A 16836-nucleotide genomic window follows, 5' to 3' on the forward strand; every position below is an offset into this window, starting at 1 on the left:
CGACCTCCTCGGCAACTCGGACATGCGAACTCCAAACCTCTTGCCGGATTCTCGAACAGATCGCGTGCAGATTCCCGCTTACCATAGGGACATGTCCCTGCCGCGTATCGAACGGCCTGAACTCCCGGAATATATGACCTGGGAAGAGCTCGAGCAACTGCCCGAAGAGATCGCGGCACAGATCGAGCTGTGGGATGGGCGGGTGGTGTGGGTTCGCCGGGGGCCGGCCGAACATCAGGTTTTCACCAACCGGCTGTGGGCGGCGCTCGAACAACACACCCGCGAGATCAGCCGGACGACGCCGGACCAGTGCTGGCGAGTCACGACCGAGACGAATGTCTTCCTCGGGGCCGCGGGCAAGTCCGACTTCCTGACACCAGATTTTCTGGTACACCGATGCCTGGGCTCGCCTTACCAGGATATTCGCGTCCCCGACACCCTGCTGGTCGGCGAAGTGTTGTCACCGTCGAACACACAGTCGGACATGGAGGCCGAGAAAGCCCGATACGCGGGTGCGGGCATCCCGTGGTATTGGGAAGTGACACTCGCACGGGAGGAAAGCGCGATCGCCATGATCCGCGCCTACGCGCTCGAAACGAGGCCGGGCGACCTGCCGCCCGGAGTACGTCCGCTGCACGAGGCCAACTACCTGATGGCCGGGGAATGGACCCCCGCCGGTGGAGAAGGTGTCCGGATCGAGTTCCCGTTCCCTATCACCATCCCGTGGTCTGCGCTCCGATACTGAAGCCCGTGACGTCCTTTTCCGCCCTCCCCACAACGGCCGCATGGTCGCACCGAACTGCGAGGGCGGGCTTCGAGGTCTCCTACTTCGAACCGGTCGAGGGTGGTCACCGGATCGAGGGATGTACCACCGCGGTCGAGGACGGCCGCACATGGTTCGTCGCCTATGACATCGCGGTGGATTCGGCCTGGCGGACCCGTAAAGCGCGCGTGACCGGCCGTTCCGCAGCCGGCAGGCGCACCGTACTGCTCGAGGCCGACGGCGCCGGACACTGGCAGGTCAACGGTGAACCGGCGTCCCACCTGGACGGCTGCCTCGACGTGGATCTGGAGTCCTCCGCGATGACCAACACGTTTCCCGTCCACCGGACGTTGTTGCCGATCGGCGCACGCGCCGTGGCGCCGGCGGCCTATGTACGGGCCACCGATCTGTCCGTCGAACGGCTGGACCAGGAGTACCTCCGCGCACCCGACCGAGGAACCGGCCGATGCTTCGACTATGCGGCGCCCGCTTTCGACTTCTCGTGTCGCCTGGTCTACGACGCGGCGGGCCTCGTCCTGGACTATCCCGGAATCGCCTCGCGTATGGCTTGATCGGGGTCGCTCCTGCTCACTCCGGGTGCCGGAATACGCGAGAAGTGCCGCTCGCCGTGCCACGATGGACGGCCACGGCAGATCCGGGAGGTGGCGAAATTGCCGGGACAAACAGGACCGGACGACCGATTCGGTGGCCGGACCCCGACCAGCCACGAACGAATGGCCGGGCAGTCCTGGGATGCGTCGTACCGTAACGGGCCCGCACCCTGGGATATCGGCGGGCCACAACCCGCGGTGGAGCGCTTGGTCGCGGCCGGCGGTTTCACCGGCGCCGTGCTGGATGTGGGCTGCGGGACGGGCGAGAACACTCTCCTCATCGCCGCGCAGGGCCTGCCGGTACTCGGCGTCGATATCGCCGAAACCGCGTTGGAGACCGCGCGCAGCAAGGCCGCGGAACGCGGCATCGAAGCGGAATTCGCCACGGCTGACGCCCTCCACCTCGAACGTTCGGGGCGGCGGTTCGACACAGTGCTCGACAGCGGACTCTTCCACGCCTTGGATACCGGCGAGCGGGTCGAGTACGTACGAAGCGTGGCGGCCGTAACCGAACCCGGTGCCACGCTGTATGTGCTGTGCTTCAGCGATACCGGACCAGAACCCGGCCCGCATCCCGTCCGCCTCGACGAGTTGGTGGCCGCCTTCACGCCGAATGCCGGCTGGCGAATCGAATCGATCGAAACGGAACGGATCGGGACGAGGTTCCACGAGCACGGTGCGCCAGGCCGACTCGCCACTATGACGCGAGTCCCGGCGGACGCGTCCTAGCCGGACACACCAGCGAGCATGGCTGATGGAGTTCTGCGCTCCGGGAGGAGTATTGCTACGGACAGCTGGTGGCCAGCGGGCCCCCGCGCAAGGCCGAGACGATCAGCTCCTGGAACGCGCCGTCGCGTGGTTCGTCGCGGTGAATCACGTGCCGGCCGGGGCAGAAGTCCTGAACACTCGCATTGGTCGCGCCCGGCAGCGGCTCACGTTCCGGGCCTTCGTTCTCCGAGAACAGGTGGTAGGCGGGAAGTCCGGGCGGAACCGCGGGTGGTTCGTTGAGTGTCCGCAGGAACGGCGAACCGGGCGCGATATCCAGGCATCCGGGCCAGAACAGCGAACAGAGCAAGCCGAGCGATTGACCCGAGTTCGGTGTGCCGAAATCGACGTAAGTCCCCACCGAACCAGCGCCGCCGAGGAACTTGACGTAGTGCCGGGCAGCGAGCCCGCCCATCGAATGCGCGGCCACGTCGACCCGCGCGGCACCGGTCTCCCGGCGGATCTCGTCCACGGCCTGCGCAACCGCTTCGGCCGATTCGGCGATGGGCGCCGAGCCCGTCGGCGCACCCGAAAGGGACGGCACCGCAGGAAGAACCATGGAATACGCCGAATATCCCCACTCGTCCAAAGCCTCGCGCAGCTTCTCCAGGATCCCATGGTCGGCGTCGAATCCACCGATCACCAATACGGGATTCGATGCCGCGGGGCCGGGTTGGGCGAACGCGGCCGGTGCGGCCGCGGAACCGAGGCCCAGGCATACGAATACCAGGCCGATTCGAACTAGCAGCGCGAGAAAGGTTTTCATCGACCTGCTTTCTTTAGCCGGACGCCGACGATCTGCGGAAACCGAGACTGCTGAGCCAACGACCATGGATGCTAATGCGGCGGCACGGGAGTCGTGGGAGGCGCGGCGGTCAGCCCGTCCCGGCTGTCCGCTTCGCCGAGGCGATCACCGCGCGGCCAACCGGTTACGTTGTGTCTCGCACAGATCCCAGATGACGCTTCGCAGGGTCGGGTCCAAGACGGCATCGGGCCACGTGGCCGGCCTGGCCTTGCTGTTGAAGTACCTCCCGTGGACACCTGCGACCTCAGGACTGGACGCGAGGTACACGCTGGAGCGGATGGCCCTGAACAATGCCCGGTGGCCGTAGACGATCGGCATCGCGAGCCGCAGGAGAGGCACGATCGAACGTGCCACCGGAGGATAGGTGTCGGTAGTGAGGTGAGGTCCTTGTTCATCGACGTGTAGGCGTGCCCGGGGTAGGCCACGTTCACCGTCACTCGTGTGCCGTCGAGCGCCTGGGCGAAGCGGTAGCTCATCACCATCTGCGCCAGCTTGGTCTGGTTGTAGAACGACAGACCGACGTAGGACTTCTCCCCCTGAATATTCTCCAGGTCGATCTGCCCCTTCGGGATACCGCCGGTGATGTTGATGACCCGGGCCGGCCGCCGAATCGACCCGGCTGCCGTCAGAGCCGGCATCAGCCAATGCGTGAGACAGAACGGCGCGACCACATTGACCGCGAACGCCGTCTCCAGGCCGTCCTCGGTCAGTACCCGGTGAGATCGCGTGGCTCCCGCGTTGTTGATCAGCACGTCCACACCACCGGCCCGGTCGCCGGCCGCCTCGGCCAGGCGGCGCACGTCGCGGAGCCGGGACATATCGGCTGTGATCGCTTCGACGCGGCGATTCCCGGTGGACCCGCGGAGCTCGTCCACCGCCGCGGCAGCGCGGTCTTTGTCGCGGCCGACGAGTATGACACCGGCACCCAGGCCGGCCAGCGCTCGCGCGGTCTCCTTCCCGATTCCTCCGGTACTCCCGGTCACCAGCACGGTTTCGCGGACCTGCTCACCAACACAGCGACCGCGGTGCTCGATGCCGTATCCAGCGAGTGGGTGCGGACGGGCGGGAAGGCGGACCGGTCGGCACTACTGGACCGGGGGTTCGGCCAGGTCCGCGTCGATCCCCACCGGGTCGAACCAGCAGCTACCCGATGAACGCCCTGCCCCACAACAGCTGTGGGGCACCGGCCCAGCGCCTGCCGGCGTAGCGGCGGCAGGTGATCGCGAGCCCTGCCGGCTCTCGGCCACGTCGACCGAACTGGAACCGAACAGTTACCGGCCGGAGCCGGGTCTCGGATTCTTCGGCGACACGACGTGCATATAGGCCCGTTTCCGAGCTGGAACGGCGATACTCGCAAGTCGATCTAGATCTATTGAGTCGAGGCGCCACGTTTTCTGCTCGAAGCCCTTGGTGATGCGCTCGCGTTCACGGCGCCCTTCGGTTCGATAGCTGCCGGAATGAGCCGTACGCAGGAGGATCGCTATGAAGTCCGGAAAACGCGCGTGGGTCGCAGTGCTGTCGGGATCTCTCATGGTCGCCGGCGCCGTGGCGGTCGCACCATCCGCCTGGACACAACCGGGGCTATCGCAATCGCAAGGCGCCGGGGGCGAGATTCTTCGTACCGAGGTATCGCACGTGGCCTTGCCGGTGCCGGGGCTGCCCGGGACGACTCCGGTGCGGTCGACACGGCTCACCTATGCCAGTAGCGATACCCATGATGCCCCGACCACGGTCGTGGGCACGTATCTGGAACCGACCGCCCCGTGGCGGGGTCCGGGCGAACGCCCGTTGGTGGCTTATGCGGGCGGTACGCAGGGGCAGGGCCCCGAATGCGCGCCGTCGGCGATGCTGTCGCAGGTGGTCCGGTTCCAGCCGCCGGCCGATGTGGTTTTCGAATACGACGTCATGGCGATCCAATACCTGCTGGCCCAGGGGATGGCGGTGATGATGACCGACTATCACGACCTCGCCGCCCCGGGTGTCCACAACTTCCTCAATCGCAAGACCCAGGGTTACGCGGTCCTGGATGCCGCCCGTGCCGCGTTGCACCTGCCCGGCAGCGGTTTCCACCCCGCCTCGCCGGTCGTACTCTACGGCTACTCGCAGGGCGGGATGGCCGCGGCGGCCGCGGCGGAACTGCAACCGGCCTATGCCCCCGAGTTGAACATCCGCGGCGCCTACGTGGGTGGGCCCCCGGTCGGTCCCGCGGAATATATCGCGCGCAGCGACGGCATGCCCGGCGTCGCGCCGGCCATCGCGTGGATCCTCAACGGTATCGCTGCCGATTACCCCGAAACCCGGCCCGTACTCGATGCCGTCCTGAACGACACCGGTAAGGCGATCCTGAACGGTTCGATCGGCAAATGCGGCGGTGGCCTCTCCAACGCCCTCACGCAACCACAGCACACGTCCCGCTGGACCACCAGTGGACAGCCGATCAATGCGGTGATCGAAAGCTCGCCGGAATTGAAGAAGGCATTCGATGAGCAGCGGCTCGGCGGGACGGCTCCGGAGGTGCCGGTGCGGATCTACTCGGCGCGCAACGACGAGATGTTCCCGGCCTCTCGCGGTATCGCCGCGAGTTGGTGCGGTGGCGGTACGCCGGTTCAGCTGCAGGCCGATGCTGCCGTGCCTCCTATGGCGGGTTTCCTCAGCACACACGATGTGGCGTTCTTCCCGTCGATGACGACCTCGGTGCCCTGGGTGACCGATCGCCTCGCCGGTGTGCCCGCCCCGGTGAACTGCGCGGCACTGCCCTGATGCCGTGAAGACCAGATCGGTTCCGGTACTTCAGCACCCCGAACGGGCGGCGGGACTGCCACGATCCCGCGGCACCGGCTGGTCGCGGGCGCGTGATCTGGCAATCCTCAGACGGGCGAATGCGCGCGACCCCAAACGCTATCTGTGGATCCTGAGTACCGTGGCGCCCGGTTGCGCGCTGCTGCCGGCGCTACTGGTCGACCTCACGGGGCTGGCGTTGTTCTGGTGGATCGGGCCGATCGTGGTGTTCCTGGTGATTCCGCTCCTGGACGTCACGGTGGGCTGCGATGGAAGCAGCCCCCGGGACGAGGACTACGAGGCATTGTCCGGTGATCGTTACTACCGCTGGTGCACGTTCCTTTTCCTGCCGATGCAGTTCACCGGCCTGGCCATCGCGGGATACATGTGGTCCGAACCCGAACTGCAGCTCGTCGACAAACTGGGCCTGACCGTCACGATGGGACTCGTTTCCGGTATCGGCATCAACGCGGCCCACGAACTCGGCCATCGGGCCGAACATTTCGAACGCCGGCTGGCACAGATCGCACTGGCACAGTCCGGATACGGTCATTTCTTCGTCGAACACAATCGCGGCCACCATGTCCGTGTCGCGACACCCGGCGACCCGGCGAGCGCGCGCTTCGGCGAGTCGTTGTGGGCGTTCGTACCGCGCAGCGTCGTCGGCGGTTTCCGGTCGGCACTCAGGCTGGAGCGTGAGCGCTTGTCCCGTAAGGGCAAGAAGTGGTGGGGCCGCGACAATCAGCTGCTGCAGGCGTGGTCGATGAGCGTCGCGTTGTTCGGTTCGATGATTCTCGTCTTCGGGCCCGGCATCATCCCCTTTCTCGCGCTGCAGGCTGTGATCGGTATCGGATTGCTCGAAACCGTGAATTACCTCGAGCACTATGGGCTGCTGCGGGCACGCCGTCCCGACGGCCGATACGAGCGCTGCGCGCCCCGCCACAGCTGGAACAGTGACCGCCTGGTCACCAATATCTTCCTGCTCCACTTGCAACGCCACAGCGACCACCACGCCAATCCGGGCCGTCGCTACCAGACGCTTCGCAGCTCGGCGGAGGCCCCGCAGCTGCCGTTCGGCTACGCCACCATGGTCCTGCTCGCCGCTGTCCCACCACTGTGGCGCGCGGTAATGGATCCCCGGGTCCTGGACCACTACGGCGGTGACATCACGCTCGTCAACAGGAAACCCGGTAGAGGATCCTGCCGAGGACGCGGCCGGCGCACACGGCTACCGAGACTCGGCTCCGCTCTGCTCCGGCCGTTAGGCGCCGGACGCGGAAACCGTTTTCGCGGGACGGCGGCGGGTGGCGGTGATGCTGTAGGTGAGGATCGAGGACAGCAGGATCACCAGGACCGGTGCGACCACGGGCGACCAGGCCAGTTCGACGGGTAGCGCGGCCGCGCCGGCCGCGGCGACGGTCCAGACGACGGCGCCGATCACCGAGGGCAGCGTTGTCGGGACCACCCCGCGTGGAGCCGTGACGGTGGCGATGTTCAGCAGGTAGGTGGTGGCGACCAGGCCCGCGGCGGCGGCCGCGATCAGCCCGGCGTCGGACAGACCCAGGACCCCGATCACCAGCAGTACCGCGCCGACGGCGGCCAGACGCCACCACCAGCCGATGATCACCAGGACGATCGCGGCCGGGGCCGCCCACGGCTGGATCAACGCGACCAGTAGCACCAGCAGGGTTCCGGCGAGGTGGGCGAGGAATTTGGTCATCGGCGTACTCGCATCATCCGCCGGTGCCGTGGTAGCAGCCGCATGGTCTGGTCGAGCCGGGCGTCAGCGGCCCATCCGACGATATCGACGCCGACCGTGCTCATATCGCGGTACATCGACGTCCGCTCGAGCTGCCACATCTTCTCCATGGTGGGGTCGAGGTCGCCGGCGAACGGGCTGCCGCGCAGCACATCCACAGCCACCACCACGTGACCGCGTTTGCGCAGGTCGATGAGGGCGAGCGCGAACTGGGTGTCCAGCAGCGTGGAGAACGCGACGACGACCGCGCCGAGCGGGACCGCGGCCCACGGCGCGAGGGTGCCGGTGGTCGGGATGTGCTCGTCGCCGACGTCGAGGACGGTGTCGACGATGCGGTAGAACTGGCGGCGCCCGATATCGGGACGTAGCCAGCGGGGCGATCGGCCGAGGCAGACGACGGCGGTGCGGTCGCCGGCTTGCAACGTGGACTGCACCACCTGCGCGGCGCCACGGACCGATAGTTCGAGGGCGTCGGTGGCCGGCCCGGGCGCCTGCTGGGAAGTATCGACCAGGACGACGACGTCGGCGGAGCGGTTGGTCAGGCGTTCGGTCACATACAACCGGCCGCGGCGGGCGCTCACCGGCCAGTTCACGATGCGGAGCTGGTCGCCGGGGGCGTAGGCGCGGATATCGGCGTACTCCACGCCCGGGCCGTGCCGGCGGGTCAGGTGCACGCCGAGCCGTTCGGGAAGTTCGGTGCGCGGCAGGGGTATTCGCTGTGGGTCGGTGACCGGGTACACGAAGATTTCGCCGGCGGGCAGGTTTACGGTGGCCAGCGCCATCCCGGCGGGGCTCAACGCCTTCACCCGCACCGAGATCGGATAGCGACCCCACCGCTGCGCCGAAACCGTCAGCCGCAACCCGGCGGGCGCTGTCCCGGAATCCGACGATTCGTCGACGGTGACCGTCATACCGTCGGTGACCACCGGTTTGCAGCGCAGCAGGGCGTGCCCCTGGTCGACGAACGCGGCGATGGTGACCGTGACCTGCTCCCCCTCGAAACACCGCTGGGTGCCGCCGCCGTCCACCTGGATCCGGGTGCGCGATACCTGCCAGGGCGCGCCGGCCAGCACCCCGAGCATGGGCGCGGCGAAAACCACCAGCTGCCAGCTGGCCGAGATCACCGCGCCGAACAGCGCGACCGCCGAGGCGATGGCGAGCAGATAGGTCAGCGGGGCGGGGCGCCAGCGCAACCTCGCCTCTACGGTGGCGGTGGCGTCGCGGTGTCTCATGGCGTGGCGGCGCGCGGAACCGGGAGCCGGCGCAGGAGTTCGCCGATCACATCCTCGCCGCGGATCCGGCGCACCCACATTTCCGGCCGCAGGGTGATGCGATGCGCCATGGCGGGTACGGCGAGGGCTTTCACATCTTCGGGGATGACATAGTCGCGGCCGTTCAGCAGCGCACGGGCGCGCGCCATCTGCACCAGATCCAGTTCCGACCGCGGACTGGCCCCGACTTCCACCTGCGCATGCCCGCGGGTCGCCGAAGCCAGCGCCACCACGTAACCCACCACATCCGGGTGCACGGAAACGAATTCGACCGCGTGCCGCATCTCCAGCAGCCCCTTCGCGTCCACCACCTGGTGCACCCGCGGTTGCACCGCACCGCGTTCGAGCCTTCGCCGGATCATCTCGGTTTCATCCAGCTCGGAGAGATAACCGAGGCGCAATTGAATGGCGAAGCGGTCCAGCTGCGCTTCGGGCAGTGGGTAGGTGCCCTCGTATTCGATGGGGTTGTCTGTGGCGAGCACCACGAACGGCTGTGGCAGCGGGAACGTTTCGCCGTCGATACTCACCTGTCCCTCGGCCATCGCCTCCAGCAGCGCCGCCTGGGTTTTCGGCGGGGTGCGGTTCACCTCGTCGGCGAGCAGCATATGGGTGAACACCGGGCCCCGACGGAAGGTGAAGCGGCCGGTGGACATGTCGTAGATGGTGGAGCCGAGCAGATCGGCGGGCAACAGGTCGGGTGTGAACTGCACCCGGGTGAAATCCAGGCCGAGCGCCGCCGCGAACGAGCGGGCGATCAATGTCTTGCCCAGGCCGGGCAGGTCCTCGATGAGCACATGCCCGCCGGACAGGATCGCGATCATGATGAGCTGTAGCTCATCGCGTTTACCGACCACGACCCGGGAGACCTCCCGGAGCACGGCTTCGGTGCGTTGGACAGTCGCGTCCAAGGGCATCGTCATGTCTTTACTCGCAATGCGTCGACCCATCTCACATTCTTTGCAGGCGGCTCAGGATCTCGTCCAGAGCCGCGCGACCCGGCGCGGGCGTGTTCTGGTCACGCAACGCCGAATCCGCCGGATCCACCCAGCGCCACAATTCGGCGCCGAAAAGGTGGATACCGGCACTTTCCAGCGCCCGCCGGTTCTTGCTGACCCGCAATCCGGCGGACAATTGGAACTCCTTGGCCAGCAGCGGGCGCAGATGCCGGTCCCAGTCGGCACGGTTTCCGTCGGCGCGGTCGACGAGCATTTCGGCGCGGGCATGCCAGTGGCGCAGCATTTCGGCGGGCCCGTTCTCCATCTCGTCGACGAGTTCTCGCTCTTTCCTCTCCGGGCGCAGCAGCACCCAGACGAAGCAGCACAGCGCGATCGCCACCGGCACACCGGCGGCGATCAACATGAATTCGCGGGCCCGCAGATAGGCCACGATTTCGAAAACGGCGACGGCGAGGATCGCGGTCGCGACAATCCAGGGGCGGGTCATCGGGCCACCGTCCCGCCGGGCAGATATGCCACTTGATCAGGCAATTCTGTATCGGGCGCGCCGGGGATCGGCGTGCCTTGAAGATCGGAGAGCACCACGCGCAACAGCTGTTCGGCGCGCATCCGCTGCCACTCCAGCATGGCGTGCGGGCTGAACCGGGCTTCCTCGAACAACGCGACCAGCTCGCGGGCGGAGGCATCGTGCAGGGCGCCGTGTTCGAACGCCCGCGCCAGCACCTCCATGGGAGTGTCGGAGGCCAGTGGCGCGGCGGCGCGGGCGTAGACGAGTCCGCGTTCCATCGCCAGATAGCAGGCGATGATCGCGGTGCGCGGGTCCTGGCCGGGTGCGTTCATCGCGGCCAGCCCCATCTCGGCGGCCTTCACCAGGGACAGGGTTTCCTCGCGCAACTGCTCGCCGGTGACACCCGCGGCCTCCTCGGACTCGGTCTTGCGTTCCCGGCGCTGGGTGTTCACGGTGACGACCACCAGGCCTGTCACCGCCACAGCCACCAGGGTCGCGGCAGCGGCGGTGGCCAGGATCAGGCCGGTCCCGGTGAGGACCGGCTCGTCCTCTTCCATACCGGGCGGCATGACAGGCCGGGCGGGCTGTTCGGAACGCTGCTCCGGCGCCGCCGGAACCTGCTCGCCAGCGCGCTGGAACCCGATGAAATAGACGGCGAAAACAATCGAGGCCAGCACCCCGGCGACGGCCAGTACGAACAGCACGAACACCCCGAAGCGACCCAGCCGCCAGGTCTGTTCGGATTCGTCGGCGTCCAGGTCGGGCATGGCCAACGGCAGCCGGTGCTGGCTGGCGATGACCCCGGCCAGCAACACCACGATCGATACGGTGAGCAGAACGGGCATGAGGACGACCGACAGCACCGCGGATGCGCCACCGGCGTTTTCCGCCGGGTTTTCGGGCATCCCCGGAATATGTCCGCGCAGCGCGACGACAGCGCAGAACAGCAGCGCGAACACCGCCACAATGCGCGCGATCAGCGCCCGCGACCCGGCCAAAACTTCGACTCCACCATGTGTACTGCCAAGAACTGCCACATATTTACATGCCGGACGGCCGGTCCGGGAGCGATTCGAGAATATGAAATGACGAGTTTTCCACCTTTACCAGCCCCTTGCCGGCAAACCTACTGCCCATTGAGTAATCGACAGTTATATCTTGTTCCCGACTGTGAAAACTCACAAGCACCCGGGTGCACCGGGAACGGCCCCGCGAAACGCGTGGCGACGAGTCTCAACTCGCCCGACGCGCGAACCGCCGGTCATGAACGCCGGCCCGCGTCGCACGTCCACCAGGGTTGACGAAAACCCCGCCGGCCTCTGCCCGGCCGGAGGTTCCGCCCCGCCGGTTCCGCAGCCCGCCTCGTTCGGTTTCGACACCGGCCACGAACTGCCCCCAGCAGGGGGATCACCTTGGCCACGCGCCGAATTGCCCCGATGCGCCCCCTCGGCGCTCACGACTTTCGAACGCGACCTGCGGCTGGTGCGCACTCCCAACGGCACTTTCCCCGCGACCGACTCGGAGCAGACCGGCAATTGGCCGGGCCGCGTAGAAGGTGGCAGCCTCGCAAACCGCGCGGCCCCCGAGCGGCGAGACAGCCCGCACTCGGGACCGCCCTGCCGATCCGGTTCGGCCGACGCATTCGAAGCTCACAGGGCACTTGTCCTCCGCAGTTAGCGAGAGGCGTACACCTTGCGGCGTCCATGCGGGTGGTCCGATACGCGGTTACCACCGCATCGACCCGGGCGACCTCGAGCATTCGCTCCCGGCCGCCCGGGCGCAGCTCAGGCGGCGTGGTCGGCGCTGAGTACCAAACCCGAGGTCGGCACCCCGGTACCGGCGGTGACCATTACGTTCTCCACTTTTTCGACCTGATTCACCGAGGTTCCGCGCAATTGCCGGACCCCTTCGGCGATACCGTTCATCCCGTGGATATATGCCTCGCCCAATTGTCCACCGTGGGTATTGATCGGTAGTTTTCCACCGATTTCGATTGCTCCGCCGGCAATGAAATCCTTCGCCTCACCGCGTCCGCAGAAACCCAGTTCCTCCAGCTGCATGAGTACAAAAGGTGTGAAGTGGTCGTACAGAATTGCGGTCTGGATATCGTCGGGGCGTAAACCGCTCTGTTCCCACAGCTGGTCGCCGACGAGTCCCATTTCCGGAAGCCCGGTGAGCGCGTCGCGGTAATAGCTGGTCATCACGTACTGATCGGCCCCGCTGCCCTGGGCGGCGGCAGTGATCACGGCGGCCGGATTGGGCAGGTCGCGGGCCCGTTCCACACTGGTCACCACGATCGCGACACCGCCGTCGGATTCCTGGCAGCAGTCCAGCAGATGCAGCGGTTCGGCGATCCAGCGCGACTTCTGGTGGTCGTCGAGGGTGATCGGCTTGTTGTAGAAGAAGGCGTCCGGGTTCACCGCGGCATGTTTGCGATCCGCGACGGCGATCCGCCCGAAATCGGCGCTCGTCGCGCCGTAGACGTGCATGTACCGGCGCGCCACCATCGCGACCTGTGCGGCGGGCGTACCCAGGCCGTGCGGATACGACCAGCCGGCGTCGATCCCGGAGGAGGTCGGCGCCGCGGCCAGCGAGGTGGAGAACTGCCCGAACCGCGAGACCGACCGTTCGTTGAACGCCCGGTAGGCCACCACCACATCCGCGACCCCGGTGGCCACCGCCATCGCGGCCTGCTGCACGGTGGCGCAGGCCGCGCCGCCGCCGTAGCCGATATGGCTGAAGAACTTCAGCTGCGGAATACCCGTTGCCCGCGCGACCGCGACCTGCAGGTTGGTATCCATCGTGAAGGTGGTCAGGCCGTCGACATCGGCCGGAGTGAGCCCGGCGTCGGCGAGCGCGGCCGTCACCGCTTCCGCGGCCAGCCGCAGTTCACTGCGGCCGGATTCCTTGGAGAAATCGGTGGCGCCGATACCCGCGATCGCGGCCCGGCCGGACAGTGGATGATCTGAGTTGCTCATTGGGTACCTCCGCCGCAACGCGCGATATCGATGACGACCTTCGCGACGATGTGATCGCCGAGGCTGTCCTTGCCGATCACCTCGAGGCTGACCTCGGAGCCCTCGAGCGCGGTCACCTTGCCGGTGAGCGTGAGGGTGTCGTAGGCGTAGAGCGGCACACCGAGGCGCAGCGAAATGGATTTCACCACCGTGCTCGGGCCCGCCCAGTCGGTGACGAACCGCTGCACCAGGCCGGTATCGGTGAGGATATTGACGAAAATATCCTTCGAACCGCGCTCGATCGCCTTGTCCCGGTCGTGGTGCACATCCTGGAAGTCCCGGGTGGCCAGGGCGGTGCTGATCACGAAGGTCGGGTCGGCGTGGATCGACAGTTCGGGCAGTTCGGTGCCGACCGCGACCGCCGCCGGATCGAATGTTGTCGTCACGGGATCACCTTCCAGAACGGCAGCACCGTATCGTCGTCCAGTTTTTCGAAATCGGCGACGACGGCCAGCCCCACCTCGACCTCGCCGGGTTCGATACCGCGCAGTTCGCCCAGCATCCGCACCCCTTCCTCGAGTTCCACCAGCGCGACCACGAACGGCAGGTCGCGGCCGGGGACCTTGGGTGCGTGATGCACGACGAAGCTGAACACGGTGCCCTTACCGGACGCGACGACATAGTCGACCGGTTCGGTCTTGTCCTGCCAGATCGCGGGAACGGGCGGGTGGCGCAGCGTACCGTCGGGCAGCTTCTGGATGCGCAGCTCGCCGGCTTTCGCGCCCTCCCAGAAGAATTCGGTGTCCTGAGAGACCAGCGGGCGGACCCGATCGGCGGCCGACGGCTTCGGGGGCGCACCGGTACCGGGCGCGAATTTCAGGATGCGGAACAGCATTTCGGTGACGAGTTCGTCGCCGACGTACCAGCTGGTGCGGTAGGTGAGGAAGAACCCTTCACCCAGCCCGGTCTTTTTCGGGCCCACGATGCTGTCCAGCGCGCTGGTGATGTTCACCTCTTCGCCGGGCCGCAGGTAGCGGTGGTAGATCTGGTCGCAGTTGGTGCCGACCACCGAGGTGTAGCCCGCGGAATCGAGCAGGGCGTTGGTGGCCTCCATGGGGTCGTCGGCCGGGCGGCGGCCGCCCAGGCCCAGCATGGTCCACACCTGGGCCATGGCCGGCGGGGCGACGATCCCGTCGAACCCCGCCGCCTTGGCGGCGGCCTCGTCGACGTACACCGGGTTGGTATCGCCCAGGGCCTCCACCCAATTGTTGATCATCGGCTGGTTCACCGGGTCACGGCCGAGCCGGGGCGCGCTGGCGCCGGCCGCCATGATCTTCTCCGCGGCCGCGGTGATCTCTTCCGGAGTACTTGTATCCGGCAAGGAACTGCTCCTTAGGGATAGAGGGTGGGGCACGGAATCCGGCCGCCCCGGATCAACGTGGGACCCGGGGCAGTTTCAGGCCTGCGGAGGCGACGAGTTCGCGCATGACCTCGTTGACGCCGCCGCCGAAGGTCACCACCAGGTTCTGTTTGGTGCGCCGGTCCAGCCAGCCCAGCAGTTCCGCGGTGGCCGGATCGGCCGGGTCGCCGAAGCGGCCCACGACCTCTTCGGCCAGCCGGCCGGCTTCCTGAAGCGATTCGGTGGAGAAGATCTTGGTCGCCGAAGCATCGGCGATGACCTGCGATTGATCGGTGTCCGGATCCTCCGCAGTCGCCGCGACCTGCCAGTTCAGCAGCTCGTTGAGCCGGGTCATGGCGTGGATACGGCCCAGCGCCCGCTGCGCTTCGGGTTCGTCGAGAATCGCCCGCGGCTCGGCCCAGTCACGGACCTTGTCGTAGAGCTGTTCGATCTTGCCGGACGGCCCCAGGCTCACCCGCTCGTGGTTGAGCTGAGTGGTGATCAGCCGCCAGCCCTTGTTCTCCTCACCCACCAGCATGCTCGCCGGAACCCGGACATCGTCGAAGTAGGTGGCGTTGGTGTGGTGCGCACCGTCGGCGGTGATGATCGGGGTCCAGGAATAGCCCGGATCAGTGGTATCGGCGATCAGGATGGTGATCCCGCGGTGCCGTGATTCCACCGAACCGGTGCGGCAGGCCAGCCAGACGTAATCGGCCTCGTGCGCTCCGGTGGTGAAGATCTTCTGGCCGTTGACGACCCAATCCCCGGAATCGTTCTTCACCGCGCTCGTCCGCAGTGCGGCGAGATCGGTGCCGGCTTCCGGTTCGGAATATCCGATGGCGAAATGGATATCGCCGGAAAGGATTCCGGGCAGGAACTTCTCTTTCTGCTCCTGCGTGCCGAACTGCTGCAGTGTCGGGCCGACGGTCAGCAGGGTGACCAGCGGCAGCGGGACATCGGCGCGGGAGGCCTCGTTGTAGAAGATCTGTTGTTCGACCGGGCCGTACCCGTGCCCGCCGTACTCCTTCGGCCAGCCGACACCGAGCCAGCCGTCGTGGCCCATCCGGCGGACCACGGCGCGGTAGGCGTCGCCGTGCCGGTTGACCGACATTTCGGCGGACTCTTCCGGAGTGACGAGATCGGCGAAATAGGCGCGCAGATCGTCACGAAGTTTGCGTTGTTCGCTGGTCAGATCGATGAACACCCTGCCCCCAATCGTTCGAGCCGCAGTGCGGCGCCGCCCAGCCAGCGGGCGAGGTCCTTGGACTGTGAGTAATAGCGGTGCATGGAGTGGGTGACATCCACTCCGATACCGCCGTGCAGGTGATGACATTTCTGCATGGCGCGCGGCAGTTCCGCGGCCACGGTATAGGCCAGCACGTTCAGATCGTCGTCGATCCGCTGCTGCTGTTCGGGACTCGGATCGTTGCGCCCGAGCGCCCAGTTCGCGGAAACCGCCGCGACGTGCAGGGTACGCGAGACCACATACAGGTCCGCGATCTGCTGGGCGACGGCCTGGAACTCCGCCAGCGGCCGGTTGAACTGCTGCCGGGTACCCACATGCGCGGCAGTCAGTTTCACCGCGCCGGAGAGCAGACCGTCGGCGACGGCGCCGATGGTGGCGAGTACGAACCGGTGCAGTCGCGGGCCCGCATCGGCCAGCAACCGGTCGGCCGGAATCTGCACCCCGTCCAGTTTCACGGAGAATTCGGGGAGCCCGCCGGATACCGAGGACGGCGCGAACGACAGGCCCGCCGCCTTCGCATCGACGACGGCGACCCCGGATTCGGTGGTGACCAGCAGCCAGCGGGCCTGATCCGCGCAGGGCACCGCCACCTTGTATCCGGTGATCCGCACGGTATCGCCGGAGATCTCCGCCTTGGTGGCGGGCTCGGTGGTCAGCGGCGCGCCGGGCTCGCTGATGGCGGCGGTGAGCACCGCGCCCTCCGCGACCGCCGGAAACACCTCCGCCGCCACACTCTCCGGTACGGCGCCCAGCAGGGGCAAGACACCGAAACCCAAGGTGGGCAGGGCGGGCGCGGCCACCGCGTCGGTGGCCAGTTCGGTCAGCAGTACCGATACCGCGTCGATACCCATATCGTCGCCGCCGAACCGCTCCGGTAGCGCTACCGACAGCAGTCCGGTCGCCGCCAGTTCGGGCCACAGCGCGCTGTCGCGCGCCGCCTGTCGCTCCAGGAGTCCGACGACGACCTCGGCCACCGCCTCCTGAGCTTCGTCTCGGGTGAAGTCCACGTTCTGCTCTC

16 protein-coding genes and 1 pseudogene are annotated in these 16836 nt (G+C 67.1%); 6 read left to right on the top strand and 11 right to left on the bottom strand.

Going from position 1 to position 16836, the window contains the following annotated elements; translation table 11 throughout:
- Positions 1 to 91: 91 nt before the first annotated feature.
- From ACFWPH_RS11695 to ACFWPH_RS11705, 3 genes are all read left to right on the top strand, one after another.
- A complete protein-coding gene (locus ACFWPH_RS11695) occupies positions 92 to 745 on the top strand; it encodes a Uma2 family endonuclease (protein ID WP_378750058.1) in 654 nt (217 codons plus the stop codon).
- 5 nt (positions 746 to 750) lie between these two features.
- Positions 751 to 1335 carry a putative glycolipid-binding domain-containing protein gene (locus ACFWPH_RS11700; protein WP_378750060.1) on the top strand — a complete coding sequence of 195 codons (585 nt, stop codon included), beginning with the start codon at positions 751 to 753 and terminating at the stop codon, positions 1333 to 1335.
- Between the two features lie 162 nt (positions 1336 to 1497).
- Positions 1498 to 2103 (top strand): class I SAM-dependent methyltransferase, encoded by a 606-nt coding sequence (locus tag ACFWPH_RS11705; protein ID WP_378750676.1) that lies wholly within the window; start codon positions 1498 to 1500, stop codon positions 2101 to 2103.
- Between the two features lie 55 nt (positions 2104 to 2158).
- Here the strand turns inward: ACFWPH_RS11705 and ACFWPH_RS11710 are convergent, their stop codons facing one another.
- Positions 2159 to 2905 carry an esterase/lipase family protein gene (locus ACFWPH_RS11710; protein ID WP_378750062.1) on the bottom strand — a complete coding sequence of 249 codons (747 nt, stop codon included), beginning with the start codon at positions 2903 to 2905 and terminating at the stop codon, positions 2159 to 2161.
- 190 nt (positions 2906 to 3095) lie between these two features.
- Here ACFWPH_RS11710 and ACFWPH_RS11715 point away from each other — a divergent pair, with 190 nt between their 5' ends.
- The gene (locus ACFWPH_RS11715; RefSeq protein WP_378750759.1) at positions 3096 to 3251 is read left to right on the top strand and encodes a hypothetical protein; all 156 of its coding nucleotides are present in this window, start codon (positions 3096 to 3098) and stop codon (positions 3249 to 3251) included.
- 118 nt (positions 3252 to 3369) lie between these two features.
- Here the strand turns inward: ACFWPH_RS11715 and ACFWPH_RS11720 are convergent.
- Positions 3370 to 3933: pseudogene (locus tag ACFWPH_RS11720) on the bottom strand (SDR family NAD(P)-dependent oxidoreductase); the annotation flags it as partial.
- Positions 3934 to 4579: 646 nt separating this feature from the next.
- On the opposite strand from ACFWPH_RS11720, the gene ACFWPH_RS11725 reads away from it, so the two are divergent.
- Positions 4580 to 5704 carry a lipase family protein gene (locus ACFWPH_RS11725; RefSeq protein ID WP_378750064.1) on the top strand — a complete coding sequence of 375 codons (1125 nt, stop codon included), beginning with the start codon at positions 4580 to 4582 and terminating at the stop codon, positions 5702 to 5704.
- A gap of 97 nt (positions 5705 to 5801) precedes the next feature.
- Positions 5802 to 7115 (top strand): alkane 1-monooxygenase, encoded by a 1314-nt coding sequence (locus tag ACFWPH_RS11730; protein WP_378750678.1) that lies wholly within the window; start codon positions 5802 to 5804, stop codon positions 7113 to 7115.
- A gap of 323 nt (positions 7116 to 7438) precedes the next feature.
- On the opposite strand, the gene ACFWPH_RS11735 is transcribed toward ACFWPH_RS11730, so the two are convergent.
- The 9 genes from ACFWPH_RS11735 to ACFWPH_RS11775 all read right to left on the bottom strand — a co-directional run bounded on the left by ACFWPH_RS11735 (position 7439) and on the right by ACFWPH_RS11775 (position 16825).
- Positions 7439 to 8713 carry a DUF58 domain-containing protein gene (locus ACFWPH_RS11735; protein ID WP_378750066.1) on the bottom strand — a complete coding sequence of 425 codons (1275 nt, stop codon included), beginning with the start codon at positions 8711 to 8713 and terminating at the stop codon, positions 7439 to 7441.
- A complete protein-coding gene (locus ACFWPH_RS11740; protein WP_378750067.1) occupies positions 8710 to 9672 on the bottom strand; it encodes an AAA family ATPase in 963 nt (320 codons plus the stop codon). The genes ACFWPH_RS11735 and ACFWPH_RS11740 overlap by 4 nt, the downstream gene beginning before the upstream one ends.
- 28 nt (positions 9673 to 9700) lie before the next feature.
- Entirely contained in the window at positions 9701 to 10195 is a 495-nt protein-coding gene (locus ACFWPH_RS11745; protein ID WP_378750069.1) for a hypothetical protein, read from the bottom strand.
- Positions 10192 to 11214, bottom strand: a complete 1023-nt coding sequence (locus ACFWPH_RS11750; protein ID WP_378750071.1) for a DUF4129 domain-containing protein — start codon at positions 11212 to 11214, stop codon at positions 10192 to 10194. The genes ACFWPH_RS11745 and ACFWPH_RS11750 overlap by 4 nt, the downstream gene beginning before the upstream one ends.
- A 786-nt stretch (positions 11215 to 12000) precedes the next feature.
- Positions 12001 to 13194, bottom strand: a complete 1194-nt coding sequence (locus ACFWPH_RS11755) for a lipid-transfer protein (RefSeq protein ID WP_378750073.1) — start codon at positions 13192 to 13194, stop codon at positions 12001 to 12003.
- Positions 13191 to 13619 carry a MaoC family dehydratase gene (locus tag ACFWPH_RS11760; protein WP_280416436.1) on the bottom strand — a complete coding sequence of 143 codons (429 nt, stop codon included), beginning with the start codon at positions 13617 to 13619 and terminating at the stop codon, positions 13191 to 13193. Before ACFWPH_RS11760 ends, ACFWPH_RS11755 begins: the two co-directional genes overlap by 4 nt.
- Positions 13616 to 14503: a bifunctional MaoC family dehydratase N-terminal/OB-fold nucleic acid binding domain-containing protein gene (locus tag ACFWPH_RS11765; protein ID WP_378750680.1), complete on the bottom strand. Its 888-nt coding sequence runs from the start codon at positions 14501 to 14503 to the stop codon at positions 13616 to 13618. Before ACFWPH_RS11765 ends, ACFWPH_RS11760 begins: the two co-directional genes overlap by 4 nt.
- Positions 14504 to 14606: 103 nt before the next feature.
- Entirely contained in the window at positions 14607 to 15776 is a 1170-nt protein-coding gene (locus ACFWPH_RS11770; protein ID WP_378750075.1) for an acyl-CoA dehydrogenase family protein, read from the bottom strand.
- On the bottom strand, positions 15761 to 16825 hold the full coding sequence (locus ACFWPH_RS11775) for an acyl-CoA dehydrogenase family protein (RefSeq protein WP_378750077.1): 1065 nt from the start codon (positions 16823 to 16825) through the stop codon (positions 15761 to 15763). The genes ACFWPH_RS11770 and ACFWPH_RS11775 overlap by 16 nt, the downstream gene beginning before the upstream one ends.
- Between the last annotated feature and the right edge of the window lie 11 nt (positions 16826 to 16836).

This window comes from Nocardia sp. NPDC058499 (assembly GCF_042719915.1).
In the GTDB taxonomy this organism is placed as follows: domain Bacteria; phylum Actinomycetota; class Actinomycetes; order Mycobacteriales; family Mycobacteriaceae; genus Nocardia.